The organism is Sphaerotilus sp., from assembly GCF_041083715.1.
Classification (GTDB): Bacteria; Pseudomonadota; Gammaproteobacteria; order Burkholderiales; family Burkholderiaceae_C; genus Sphaerotilus.
In genome coordinates, this window is sequence record NZ_JBFPGY010000086.1 from 1 (window position 1) to 11,754 (window position 11,754).

At 71.3% G+C, this 11,754-nt stretch carries 13 protein-coding genes; 11 read left to right on the top strand and 2 right to left on the bottom strand.

The genetic code is table 11. The features are described from left to right. The 11 genes from AB3X43_RS04270 to AB3X43_RS04320 all read left to right on the top strand — a co-directional run. On the top strand, nucleotides 1-310 hold a 310-nt coding region (locus AB3X43_RS04270; protein ID WP_369428635.1), incomplete at its 5' end, for a substrate-binding domain-containing protein. Beyond that, nucleotides 307-1,872, top strand: a complete 1,566-nt coding sequence (locus AB3X43_RS04275; RefSeq protein ID WP_369428636.1) for an ABC transporter ATP-binding protein — start codon at nucleotides 307-309, stop codon at nucleotides 1,870-1,872. The genes AB3X43_RS04270 and AB3X43_RS04275, both read left to right, overlap by 4 nt. Then, entirely contained in the window at nucleotides 1,869-2,996 is a 1,128-nt protein-coding gene (locus AB3X43_RS04280) for an ABC transporter permease (RefSeq protein ID WP_369428637.1), read from the top strand. Before AB3X43_RS04275 ends, AB3X43_RS04280 begins: the two co-directional genes overlap by 4 nt. Further along, nucleotides 2,989-3,918, top strand: a complete 930-nt coding sequence (locus AB3X43_RS04285) for an ABC transporter permease (RefSeq protein WP_369428638.1) — start codon at nucleotides 2,989-2,991, stop codon at nucleotides 3,916-3,918. The genes AB3X43_RS04280 and AB3X43_RS04285 overlap by 8 nt, the downstream gene beginning before the upstream one ends. 2 nt (nucleotides 3,919-3,920) lie before the next feature. Beyond that, nucleotides 3,921-4,358 (top strand): cytidine deaminase, encoded by a 438-nt coding sequence (locus tag AB3X43_RS04290; RefSeq protein WP_369428639.1) that lies wholly within the window; start codon nucleotides 3,921-3,923, stop codon nucleotides 4,356-4,358. Between the two features lies 1 nt (nucleotide 4,359). Then, a complete protein-coding gene (locus AB3X43_RS04295; protein WP_369428640.1) occupies nucleotides 4,360-5,166 on the top strand; it encodes a purine-nucleoside phosphorylase in 807 nt (268 codons plus the stop codon). Next, a complete protein-coding gene (gene deoC / locus AB3X43_RS04300; protein ID WP_369428641.1) occupies nucleotides 5,163-5,954 on the top strand; it encodes a deoxyribose-phosphate aldolase in 792 nt (263 codons plus the stop codon). Before AB3X43_RS04295 ends, deoC begins: the two co-directional genes overlap by 4 nt. Before the next feature lie 6 nt (nucleotides 5,955-5,960). Beyond that, the gene (locus tag AB3X43_RS04305; RefSeq protein WP_369428642.1) at nucleotides 5,961-7,289 is read left to right on the top strand and encodes a thymidine phosphorylase; all 1,329 of its coding nucleotides are present in this window, start codon (nucleotides 5,961-5,963) and stop codon (nucleotides 7,287-7,289) included. A 43-nt stretch (nucleotides 7,290-7,332) separates the two neighbouring features. After that, the gene (locus tag AB3X43_RS04310) at nucleotides 7,333-8,277 is read left to right on the top strand and encodes a carbohydrate kinase family protein (RefSeq protein ID WP_369428643.1); all 945 of its coding nucleotides are present in this window, start codon (nucleotides 7,333-7,335) and stop codon (nucleotides 8,275-8,277) included. Nucleotides 8,278-8,306: 29 nt separating this feature from the next. Beyond that, entirely contained in the window at nucleotides 8,307-9,233 is a 927-nt protein-coding gene (rbsK, locus tag AB3X43_RS04315; protein ID WP_369428644.1) for a ribokinase, read from the top strand. Nucleotides 9,234-9,246: 13 nt separating this feature from the next. Further along, nucleotides 9,247-10,197 carry a nucleoside hydrolase gene (locus AB3X43_RS04320; protein ID WP_369428645.1) on the top strand — a complete coding sequence of 317 codons (951 nt, stop codon included), beginning with the start codon at nucleotides 9,247-9,249 and terminating at the stop codon, nucleotides 10,195-10,197. Between the two features lie 81 nt (nucleotides 10,198-10,278). Here the strand turns inward: AB3X43_RS04320 and AB3X43_RS04325 are convergent, their stop codons facing one another. Both AB3X43_RS04325 and AB3X43_RS04330 read right to left on the bottom strand, forming a co-directional pair. Beyond that, nucleotides 10,279-11,046 (bottom strand): histone H1, encoded by a 768-nt coding sequence (locus AB3X43_RS04325; protein ID WP_369428646.1) that lies wholly within the window; start codon nucleotides 11,044-11,046, stop codon nucleotides 10,279-10,281. A 151-nt stretch (nucleotides 11,047-11,197) separates the two neighbouring features. Then, on the bottom strand, nucleotides 11,198-11,754 hold a 557-nt coding region (locus AB3X43_RS04330; protein WP_369428647.1), incomplete at its 5' end, for a ribonucleotide-diphosphate reductase subunit beta.

Sequence of the window (11,754 nt, forward strand, 5' to 3'; positions counted from 1 at the left end):
TGACATCACCGCCATCTGCGCCGGCAACGACCTGCTCGGCATCGGCGCGCTGCGGGCCGCCGCCGAGCGCGGCGTGGCGGTGCCGCGGCAGCTTTCGGTGATCGGCTTCGACGGCATCGAGCTGGGCGGCTACGTCCACCCCGGCCTGACCACCGTCGGCCAGGACATCCGCAGCATCGGCGAGCGCGCCGCCGCCGTGCTGATCGAGCGCATCCGCCGCGGCGCGGCCCACCACCACGGCCCGGTGCGCGAACTGGTGGTGATGCCCGAGCTGATCCTGCGTGAATCGACCGGACCTGTGCCTGCATGAATCCTGCACCCTCCCCTGCATCCTCCCCTGCGCCAATCGCCGCCATCGCCGTGCGCATGACCGGCATCCGCAAACGCTTCGGCGCTGTCGCGGCCAACCAGGACGTGGACCTCGCCGTGCAGACCGGCTCGGTCCACGGACTCGTCGGCGAAAACGGCGCCGGCAAGAGCACGCTGATGTCGATCCTCTACGGCTTCTACACCGCCGACGCGGGCAGCATCGAGGTCTTCGGCCAGCCGGCGACGATCCGCAACGCGCAGGACGCCATCGCCCGCGGCATCGGCATGGTCCACCAGCACTTCATGCTCGTGGACACGCTCAGTGCGCTGGACAACGTGATGCTCGGCGCCGAGCCGCACGCGCTGCTGCACAAGGCAGAGGGCCAGGTGCGCGGGCGGCTGCGCGAGCTGATGCAGCGCACGGGCCTGAACGTGAACCTCGACGCCCTGGTCGGCGACCTGCCGGTGGGCGACCAGCAGCGGCTGGAGATCCTGAAGGCGCTGTACCGCGGCGCGCGCGTGCTGATCCTCGACGAGCCGACCGCCGTGCTGACGCCGCAGGAGACGCTGCAGTTGTTCGAGGTGCTGGCCCGGCTGCGCGAGGCCGGCACGACGATCCTCCTGATCACGCACAAGCTCAAGGAGGTGATGCGGCTGTGCGACCGCGTCACCGTGATGCGCGCCGGGCAGGTGGTGCATGAAAGCGAGATCGCTGCGGCGAGCGTCGAGTCGCTGGCCGAGGCGATGGTCGGGCGCAAGGTGGCAATGGGGCGGCAGGCGGACAACGTGGTGCAGCGGGGTGCCGTGCTGGTGCAAGCGCGTGGGCTGGGGCTGCGCGACAAGCTGGGCGTGGTGCGGCTGCGGGAGTTTTCGCTCGACCTGCACGCGGGCGAGATCGTCGGCGTGGCCGGCGTGTCGGGCAACGGGCAGAGCGAGGTGCTGGAGCTGCTGTCCGGGCTGCGGGCGTCGGATGGCGGCACGCTGCAGGTCGGCGAGCGCCGGTTTGCCGCACCAAAATGGCTTGATCCGCGCACCGCCCGCGCCCTCGGCATCGCGCATGTGCCCGAGGACCGCTACGCCCGGGCGATGGTGATGGGCTTCGAGGCGTGGGAGTCCGCCGTGCTCGGCTACGAAGGCTTGCCCGGCTACAGCCAGGGCGGCTGGATGCGCCGCGCCGCGATGAAGCTCGCCACCGCGCAGATGATGGACAAGTTCGACGTGCGCCCGCGTGACCCGCGACTGGTCAGCGGCAAGTTCTCGGGCGGCAACCAGCAGAAGCTCGTGCTGGCCCGCGAACTCGGGCAGGCGCCGCAGATCCTGCTGGTCGGCCAGCCGACACGCGGCGTGGACATCGGCGCGATCGAGTTCATCCACGGCCGGCTGCGGGCGATGCGCGACGCGGGCTGCGCGGTGCTGGTGGTGTCGAGCGAGCTGGACGAGATCCTGGCGCTGGCCGACCGGGTGCTCGTGATGAACCAGGGGCGGGTGACCGGCGAGCTGCCGATCGCCGACTGCACCGAGGCAAGGCTGGGGATGCTGATGGTCGAAGGAGCCTCTGCATGAGCGCAAGTCGAAGTGCCAATGCGCCGCTGCCGCGCTGGGCGGATGTCGCGCTGATGCCGGCGATCAACCTGCTGGTGGCGCTGGTCGCGGCGGGCGTGGTGGTGGCGCTGGTGGGGCAGAACCCGTGGGAGGTGCTGTCGGTGCTGATCCACGGCGCGTTCGGCACGCCGCGCGGGCTGAGCTACACGCTGTATTACGCGACGACCTTCACCTTCACCGGGCTGGCGGTGGCGGTCGCCTTCCACGGCGGGCTGTTCAACATCGGCGGCGAGGGGCAGGCGATCCTCGGCGGGCTGGGCACCGGGCTGGTGGCGCTGTGGCTCGGGCCGCACCTGCCGGCGGTGGTCGTGCTGCCGCTGATGCTGGTGGGCGGGGCGCTGTTCGGGATGGTGTGGGCAGCGGTGCCGGCCTACCTGCAGGCGTACCGCGGCAGCCACGTCGTCATCACCACCATCATGTTCAACTTCCTCGCCAGCAGCCTCCTGGTCTACCTGCTGGTGAACAAGCTCAAGCCGCCGGGCTCGATGTCGGTGGAAAGCCAGTCGTTTGCCGCGTCGGCCAAGCTGCCGGCCATGCACGAACTGCTGGGCGCGCTGGGCATCACGTGGCCGTCGTCGCCGCTGAACCTGAGCGTCGTGCTGGCGCTGCTGGCGGCGGGCGCGGTCTACCTCTTCCTGTGGCGCAGCCGGGCGGGGTATCGGCTGCGGGCGGTCGGCTCCAGCGAAGGTGCCGCCGCGTATGCCGGCATCGAGCCGAAGCACCAGGTGCTGGTCGCGATGGGCCTGTCGGGCGCGCTGGCCGGGCTGGTCGGCATGAACGAGATCGCGGGCGTGGCCGGGCGGCTGCAGCTCGATTTCGTCGGCGGCGCGGGCTTCACCGGCATCGCCGTGGCGCTGATGGGGCGCAACCACCCGGTCGGCATCCTGCTGGCGAGCCTGCTGTTCGGCGCGCTGTTCCAGGGCGGGGCCGAGGTGGCGTTCGAGGTCTCGGGTTTCAGCCGCGAGATGGTGGTGACGCTGCAGGGCTTCATCGTGCTGTTCTCGGGCGCGATGGCGTATGTGATCGCGCCGCGGGTGGCCGGGCTGCTGTTTCGCCGTGTGAAGCAGGGAGATGCACATGGATGAGGCACTGATCGGGGCCTTGGTCGCCTCCACGCTGCGGGTCGCGGCGCCGCTGATCCTGTGTGCGCTGGCGGGGCTGCTGTCCGAGCGGGCCGGGGTGATCGACATCGGGCTGGAAGGCAAGATGCTCTTCGCCGCCTTCGCCGCGGGCACGGTCGGCGTGTGGAGCGGCTCGACGGCGGTGGCGCTGCTGGCGGCGATGGGCGTGGCGGTCGTGCTGTCGTGGCTGCACGGGCTGGCCTGTGTCAGCCACCAGGGCGACCAGGTGGTGTCGGGTGTCGCGATCAACATCATCGCCGCCGGGTTGACCGCCGTGCTCGGCATCGCGTGGTTCAAGCAGGGTGGACAGACGCCGCCGGTCAGCGACGCGGTGCGCATCCGGGCGGTGCTGCCGTCGATGGCGGACTCGGCGCTGTTCGGCCACAACGCGCTGGTGTACCTGGCGCTCGCGCTGGTGCCGGCCGTCTGGTGGATGGTCTACCGCACGCGCTTTGGGCTGCGCCTGCGGGCGGTCGGCGAGAACCCGGCGATGGTGGACGCGGCCGGCGTGTCGGTGACGCGGCTGCGCTATGCGGCGCTGACGCTCAACGGGATGCTCTGCGGGCTGGCCGGCGCCTACCTCGTGCTGGCGCAGAACGCCTCGTTCGTGCCGAACATGACCGCCGGGCGCGGCTTCATGGCGCTGGCCGCGATGATCTTCGGCCAGTGGCACCCGGTGCGGGCGCTGTGGGCCTGCCTGCTGTTCGGGGCGCTGGACGCGATCGCGATCCGCTTGCAGGGGGTGAGCCTGCCGATGGTCGGCGAGGTGCCGGTGCAAGCGGTGCAGGCGCTGCCTTATCTACTGACCGTCGTGCTGCTCGCGGGATTCATCGGCAAGTCCGTGGCGCCGCGGGCGCTGGGGCAGGCGTATCTGAAGGAGCGTTGAGCATGGCGTCGAATCTGCTGGAACTGAACGACTTCCCGTGGGCTGCGTTGATGGAAGCCGCCCGGGCTGCGCGACTGCACGCACACGCGCCCTACTCGCGCTTCCTGGTCGGTGCGGCGGTGCTGGACGAACACGGCCGGCTGCACGCGGGCTGCAACGTCGAGAACGCCGCTTATCCACAGGGCGTCTGCGCGGAAGCGGGTGCGCTGTCGGCGATGGTGCTGGCGGGCGGGCGGCGGCTGCGGGCGGTGGTCGTGCTGGGCGACGCGGGCGGCGCGCTGGTGACGCCGTGCGGCGGCTGCCGGCAGAAGCTGCGCGAGTTCGGCGCGGCGGACCTGCCGATCCTGGTCGCCGATCCGCAGCGGGCGCGGGCTCGGTTCACCCTCGATGACCTGCTGCCGCACAGCTTCGGCCCGGACCACCTTGCCCTGAATCCATGACATGACCGACACCGCCCTCGACCGACTCCGTGCCCGCTGCGCCGACCAGCCGCCCCGCATTGCCGTCGTGCTCGGCTCCGGCTGGGGCGGGCTGACGGCGCGGCTGCAGGACGCCGAGCGCATCCCCTATGCCGAGCTGCCCGGCTTCCCCGTCTCGACGGTGGCCGGCCACGACAGCGCGCTGTGGCTCGGCCGGCTCGGCGCGCACCGGCTCGCGGTGATGAGCGGGCGCAAGCATGTCTACGAGACCGGCGAGGCGGACGGCATGAAAACCCCGCTGCGCACGCTGCGGGCGCTGGGCTGCGAGGTGCTGGTGCAGACCAACGCGGCCGGCAGCCTGCGCCCTGTGATGCCGCCCGGCAGCCTGATGGCGATCAGCGACCACCTGAACCTGTCGCAGCGTTCGCCGCTGGTCGGCGAGCCGGGTTCGGAACGCTTCGTCAGCATGGTCGATGCCTACGACCCCGCGCTGCGCCAGCACGCGCAGGCCGTCGCGCAATCGCTCGGCACACCGCTGCGCGAAGGGGTGTTCGCCTGGTTCCTCGGGCCGCAGTTCGAGACACCCGCCGAGATCCGCATGATGCAGGGCTTCGGCGCCGATGCGGTCGGCATGAGCACCGTGCCCGAGACGATCATTGCCCGCCACGCCGGGATGCGCGTGCTGGCGCTGTCGCTGCTGACGAACATGGCCGCCGGCTTGTCGAACGAGCAGCTCAGCCACGCCCACACGCTGGCCCAGGCGCAGGCCGCTGGCGACACGGCGGGCGATCTGCTGGCCGCCATCCTCTCCACCCTGCCCTTGGCATGACCCTCATGACCGCCACGACGCTCACCGAAGCCGCCCGCCTGTCGCTGGCCTGTCTCGACCTCACCAGCCTCAACGACGCCGACACCGAGGCCGACATCGCCCGCCTGTGCGAGCGTGCGCAGGCGCCGATCGGGCCGGTCGCCGCCGTGTGCGTCTGGCCGCGGCTGGCGGCGTTTGCGCGGGCGCAGTTGCCGGCGCACATCGGCGTGGCCGCGGTCGCCAACTTTCCGGACGGCAGCACGGACGTCGAACGTGCCGTGCGGGACGCCAGCGAGATCGTGCAGGCGGGCGCGCAGGAGGTGGACGTGGTGCTGCCGTGGCGGGCGCTGCAGGCTGGCGATGACGCTGCGGCAGCGGCGGTGCTGCGCGCCGTTCGGCGGGCGTGCGAGGGGCTGACGCTGAAGGTGATCCTCGAATCGGGCGAACTCGGCGCCACGGGCGACACCGCCATGATCACCCGCGCCAGCCGGATCGCGCTGGCCGCAGGCGCCGACTTCCTCAAGACGAGCACCGGCAAGACCTCGCGACACGCCAGCCTGAGCGCCGCCGAGGCGATGCTGGCCGCCATCGCCAGCGATGCGCAGGCATGCGAGCGCGTCGGGCTGAAACCGTCGGGCGGGCTGCGCACGGTGGCGGACGTACAGCCGTATCTGGCGCTGGTGGCGCAGCACCTCGGCGCCGGGGCGCTGAATCCGAAGCGGTTCCGCATCGGGGCGAGCAGCCTGTATGCGGACATCGAGGCGATCCTGTCCGGCACCGGCCGTGCGCCCACCGGCAACACGTACTGACCTCCCATGCTCCCCCAGGAAATCATCCGCACCAAGCGCGACGGCCACACGCTGACCGCCGCGCAGATCGACGCCTTCGTGGACGGCCTCGTCACCGGCGGCTGGAGCGACGCGCAGGCGTCCGCGCTGGCGATGGCCGTCGTGCTGCGCGGCATGGACGCCACAGAAACCGTCGCGCTCACCCAGGCGATGACCCGCAGTGGCGAAATCCTGCACTGGGACGACCTCGGCGACCACCCTCCGATCCTCGACAAGCACTCGACCGGCGGCGTCGGCGACAAGGTGAGCCTGATGCTGGCGCCGATCGTGGCGGCCTGCGGCGGCTGGGTGCCGATGGTGTCGGGGCGCGGCCTAGGGCACACGGGCGGCACGCTCGACAAGCTGGAGAGCCTGCCCGGCTACCGCACGCAGATCACCCGCGGCGAGCTGGTCGCCACGCTGCGCTCGGCCGGCTGCGCCATCGTCGGCGCCTCGCCCACCGTGGCGCCGGCCGACCGGCGGCTCTACGCGATCCGCGACGTGACGGCCACTGTCGAATCCACTGCGCTGATCACCGCCAGCATCCTGTCCAAGAAACTCGCCGCCGGGCTGCAGGCGCTGGTGATGGACGTGAAGACCGGCGACGGCGCGTTCGCCTCGACCCCGGAACACGCCCGCGAACTCGCGCTGAGCCTCGTCCGCGTGGCCGAGGGCGCGGGGCTGCCGACACGGGCCGTGATCACCGACATGAACCAGGTGCTCGGGCACACGGCGGGCAACGCGCTGGAGGTGCAGGAGGCCCTCGACTACCTGCGTGGCACGCGGCGCGATGTCCGGCTGCACACACTGACCCGCACGCTCTGCGCCGAACTGCTGGTGCTGGGCGGACTGGCAGGCGACACGACCGACGCCGCAGCGCGGGTCGATCGTGCGCTGCACAGCGGCGAGGCACTGGAACGCTTCGAGCGCATGGTCCAGGCACAGGGCGGTCCGGCCGACGTCGGCACGCGCGGCCGGCTGCCGCGGGCGCCGGTGCAGCGGATCGTGGTGGCGCCGCATGCGGGCTGGGTGCAGTCGATGGCGGTGCGCGAACTCGGCGTGCTGGTCGTGACGCTCGGCGGCGGACGGCGCACGGTCGGGGAAGCGGTCGACCCGCGGGTCGGGCTGAGCGAGGTGTGCCAGCTCGGCGACCGGCGCGAAGCGGGCGAACCACTGGCCATCGTCCACGCTGCCACCGAGGCAGCAGCGGACGAAGCGGTCGCGCAGGTGCAGCGCCTCATCACGCTGGGCGAAGTGCCACTGCCACAACGACCGGTGGTTTTCGAGGTGCTGCACCACGGTTCGGCGCCGGAGTGACTGGGGTATTCTCGCCGCCGCCTGTCACTGATCCCCCACGCCCATGACCACCCGCGCCGCCATCGCCGCCTCCATCGCCTACGACACCATCATGGTGTTCGAGGGCCAGTTCACCGACCACATCCTCCCGGACCAGATCCACAAGATCAACCTGTCCTTCCTGTCGCCGAAGATGCGCCGCGAGTACGGCGGCTGCGCCGGCAACATCGCCTACAACTACGCACTGCTCGGCGGCGAGGCGGTACCGATGGGCATGGTCGGCGACGACTTCGGCCCTTACCGCGAACACAACACGCGCACCGGCGTGGACCAGAGCTGCATCGTGACCGCCGCGGACGCCTACACCGCGCAGTGCTTCATCGTCACCGACCTGTCGAACAACCAGCTCGCCGGCTTCCACCCGGGCGCGATGGGCCGCTCGGCCGAGATCCCGCTGGCACAGGCCGGCGCCGTCACCTGCGGACTCGTCGGACCGGACGCGCCGGACGCGATGGTGCGGCACACCCGCGAGATGGCCGAGGCCGACCTGCCCTTCGTGCTCGACCCGGGCCAGAACATCCTGCTGTTCAGCGGCGAGCAGCTGCTGGCGATGATCGACCAGGCGCCGGTGCTGGTCTGCAACGACTACGAGGTCGAGCTGATCTGCGACAAGACCGGCCTGTCGCTGACTGCGCTGGCCGAGCGCGTCGAGACGCTGATCGTCACCCGCGGCGGTGAAGGCTCCCACGTCTACCAGAACGGCGGCATCCACACCATCGCCCCCGTGCCGGCCGCACAGGTGAAAGACCCGACCGGCTGCGGTGACGCCTACCGCGCCGGGCTGCTGCTGGCCTTGGCCGAGGGCAAGCCGCTGCTGCAGGGCGCGCAGCTCGGCAGCGTGCTCGGCTCGATCAAGATCGCCGTCCAGGGCTGCCAGAACCACCGCCCGAGCCGCGCCGAGATCCGCGCGCAGTTCGAGCAGCACTACGGCCCCTGGCCCTTCGCCTGAACGCCCCTGCTGCCCACGGAGACTCCGCCATGCCCCGCCCACCCACCGTCGCCGTCGTCGGCAGCCTGAACATGGACCTCCGGGTCCAGACCCCGCGCCTGCCCGCGCCGGGCGAGACGCTGATCGGCACCGGCTTCAGCACCGACAGCGGTGGCAAGGGCGCCAACCAGGCGGTGGCGGCGGCGCGTATGGGGGCGGCGGTGGCGATGCTCGGCCGCGTCGGGCGGGATGCGCATGGAGCGGCGCTGACGCAGGCGCTGCAAGCCGACGGCATCGACACCTCGGCGGTGGGCGAGGACACTGGCGCGCCCACCGGCACGGCCATCATCGTGCTGATGCCCGATGGCGAGAACAGCATCATCGTCATCCCCGGCGCCAACCACCGCTACACCCCGGCGCAGGTCGCGGACCGCAGCGAGGGGCTCCGGCACGCCAAGGTCGTCGTCGCGCAGCTCGAATGCCCGCTCGACACGGTGCAGGCCGCACTGGCACTGGCCCACGGCGCGGGTGTCTGCACTGTGCTGAACGCCGCACCCGCGCAGCCGCTGGACGACGCGCTGCTGACCACCGTGGACTGGCTCGTCGTCAACGAGATCGAGGCCGCGATGCTCACCGGCCTGCCGACCGACACCCCCGCGCAGATCGAAGCCGCCGCGCACGCCCTGCGCCAGCGCGGCCCGTCGCAGGTCGTGGTGACGCTCGGCGCGGCCGGCCTGCTGCACGTCGGCCCGGACGGCGCACGCGCCCTGCCCGGCCCGCGGGTCACGGCGGTGGACACGACCGGCGCAGGGGACACCTTCGTCGGTGCAATGGCCGCCGGTCTGGCCGAGGGCCTGCCGATCACCGCCACGCTGACCCGTGCCCAGCACGCTGCCGCACTGGCCGTGACCCGGCTCGGCACGCAGTCCGCCATGCCCACCCGTGCGGAGGTCGACGCCTTCGCGCCTGCCGCCTGACCCCGAGGCACCCATGACCACCAAGATCCTGTTCGACACCGACCCGGGCATCGACGACGCGATGGCGCTCTACCTGCTCGCCCGCGACCCGCGCGCCGAGCTGGTCGGCATCACGACCGTGTTCGGCAACGCGTCGGTCGACACCACGACCCGCAACGCGCTGTCGCTGCGCGAACGCTTCGGCATCCACCATGTGCCGGTGGCGCGCGGCGCGGCGCGGGCGCTGGTGAAACCGTCCACGGGCTACGCCGACTTCGTGCATGGCCAGGACGGCCTCGGTGACGTGGGCACCGCGCCAGCCACGAACGACACACTCGACGGCCGCGCCGCCGCGCTGTTCATCATCGAGATGGCCCGCCACCACTCGGGCGAGCTGGTGCTGGTGCCGGTCGGCCCGCTGACCAACATCGCCCACGCGCTGCAGCTCGACCCGGAACTGCCGCGCCATGTGCGTGGCGTGGTGCTGATGGGCGGTGCCTTCGGCACGCTGGGCCACGGCGGCAACATGTCCCCCGTCGCCGAGGCCAACATCCACGGCGACCCGCACGCCGCGGACATCGTCGCCACCGCAGACTGGCCGGTGACCTTCGTCGGGCTGGACGTGACGCACCAGATCCGCATGTCCACCGCCTACCTCGACGAGATCGGCCGCGAGGGCGGCGCGCACGGCCGCTACCTGCGCGACATCACGCGCTTCTACGAACGTTTCTACGAGCCCCGCACCGGTGGCGGCATCTACAGCCACGACGCCAGCGCGGTGGCCTGCGCGCTGGATCCGGGCCTGTTCACGCTGCGCCATGGTCCGGTGCGCGTCGTCACCGACGGCATCGCCACTGGCCAGACCATCCAGCGCCTGCCCGGCCGGCCCGATCCGTCACCGCACTGGGACGGCCTGCGCGACCAGGCGGTGTGCGTGGACGTGGACAGCGCACGGGTGTTGCGGGAGTACCGGGCGCTGTTCTGATCCAGACCGGACGCACCATGAAGAAAGCCCGGCAGGCGCCGGGCTTTCGGGGCACCGACGCAAGCGCGCCGGCAGTGTCGCTCAGGGCTTTTCGCCGGTCGGGAACGGCCAGGCGGCTTGCGGGCTGAGCGTGGTCTTGGCGGTCGAGGACGACGCCGAGGCCGGCACAGCCTTCTTGGCCGTCTTCTTCGCGGCCGGCTTGGCAGCAGCGACTTCCTTGGCGACAGCCGCGGCCTTCTTCGGCGCAGCAGCCTTCTTGGTCGACTTGGCGGCCGGCGCGGGGGCCGGTGCTTCCACAGGCGCAGGTGCGGGAGCCGGGGCGGGGGCCGGGGCGGGGGCCGCTGCAGCCTTCTTGACAGCAGGCTTCTTCGCAGCCGTCTTGACCGGTGCCGGTGCCACAGCAGGTGCGGGTGCCGGCGCAGGGACGGGAGCAGCCACTTCAGCCACCGGTGCGGCCTTCTTCTTCGCGGCAGCCTTCTTCGGCGCAGCAGCGGGCGCAGCCACAACCACCGGCGCAGCGACGACCGGCGCTGGCGCAGGGGCCGCCACCGCAGCCACCTTCTTGGCCGGAGCCTTCTTCGCAGCCGCCTTCTTGGCCGGTGCAGCAGGCGCAGCGACCGGGGCTGGTGCCGGAGCGGCAGCCACCGGAGCAGCGGCCTTCTTCGGCGCAGCCGCCTTCTTGGCCGGTGCAGCAGGCGCGGCAACAGGGGCCGGAGCCGGTGCAGCCGCGACCACGGCTTCAACCGGCGCAGCGGCCTTGGCGGCCTTTTTCGCGGGCTTGGCAGCAGGGGTTGCGGCCGGTGTTGCCGCGACAGCCTTGGGGGCCGCAGCCGTCTTCTTCGATGCCATCACAGTTCTCCTAGATGAGGATGAGGTTGGACACAACACACCCGGGCGCCTGAAGGTGCTCCGGGTGATCCTCGGTCCGCGAAACGGTCTGCACAAGACGTTCGGGTGCCGTGAATGGGGGAGCGGCCAGGCTGCACGGGATGGTGTCTCATCAATCCCAGGACAGCGCGCCGCCGGTTTGGTACTCGATCACGCGGGTCTCGAAGAAGTTGCGCTCCTTCTTCAGGTCGATCATCTCGCTCATCCACGGGAAGGGGTTCTCCTCTCCGGGGAACAGCTCGTCGAGACCGATCTGCACCGCGCGCCGGTTGGCGATGTAGCGCAGGTAGCCCTTGAACATCGCTGCGTTCATGCCCAGCACGCCGCGGGGCATGGTGTCCTCGGCGTAGGCGTATTCCAGATCGACCGCCTTGCGGAACAGCGCGACGATCTCGGCCTTGAACTCCGCGGTCCACAGGTGCGGGTTCTCCAGCTTCAGCGCGTTGATCAGGTCGATGCCGAAGTTGCAGTGCATCGACTCGTCGCGCAGGATGTACTGGTACTGCTCGGCGGCGCCCGTCATCTTGTTCTGGCGGCCCAGAGCCAGGATCTGCGTGAAGCCGACGTAGAAGAACAGCCCTTCCATCAGGCACGCGAACACGATCAGCGACTTCAGCAGCGTCTGGTCGGTCTCGGGCGTGCCGGTCTTGAAGTGCGGGTCCATGATCG

Bases quoted from the DNA above. Each gene is read 5' to 3' on its own strand.
- deoC (WP_369428641.1), top strand. From the start codon at position 5,163: ATGACCCTCATGACCGCCACGACGCTCACCGAAGCCGCCCGCCTGTCG.
- AB3X43_RS04275 (WP_369428636.1), top strand. From the start codon at position 307: ATGAATCCTGCACCCTCCCCTGCATCCTCCCCTGCGCCAATCGCCGCC.
- AB3X43_RS04285 (WP_369428638.1), top strand. From the start codon at position 2,989: ATGGATGAGGCACTGATCGGGGCCTTGGTCGCCTCCACGCTGCGGGTC.
- AB3X43_RS04310 (WP_369428643.1), top strand. From the start codon at position 7,333: ATGACCACCCGCGCCGCCATCGCCGCCTCCATCGCCTACGACACCATC.
- AB3X43_RS04325 (WP_369428646.1), bottom strand. From the start codon at position 11,046: ATGGCATCGAAGAAGACGGCTGCGGCCCCCAAGGCTGTCGCGGCAACA.
- AB3X43_RS04295 (WP_369428640.1), top strand. From the start codon at position 4,360: ATGACCGACACCGCCCTCGACCGACTCCGTGCCCGCTGCGCCGACCAG.
- rbsK (WP_369428644.1), top strand. From the start codon at position 8,307: ATGCCCCGCCCACCCACCGTCGCCGTCGTCGGCAGCCTGAACATGGAC.
- AB3X43_RS04280 (WP_369428637.1), top strand. From the start codon at position 1,869: ATGAGCGCAAGTCGAAGTGCCAATGCGCCGCTGCCGCGCTGGGCGGAT.
- AB3X43_RS04290 (WP_369428639.1), top strand. From the start codon at position 3,921: ATGGCGTCGAATCTGCTGGAACTGAACGACTTCCCGTGGGCTGCGTTG.
- AB3X43_RS04305 (WP_369428642.1), top strand. From the start codon at position 5,961: ATGCTCCCCCAGGAAATCATCCGCACCAAGCGCGACGGCCACACGCTG.
- AB3X43_RS04320 (WP_369428645.1), top strand. From the start codon at position 9,247: ATGACCACCAAGATCCTGTTCGACACCGACCCGGGCATCGACGACGCG.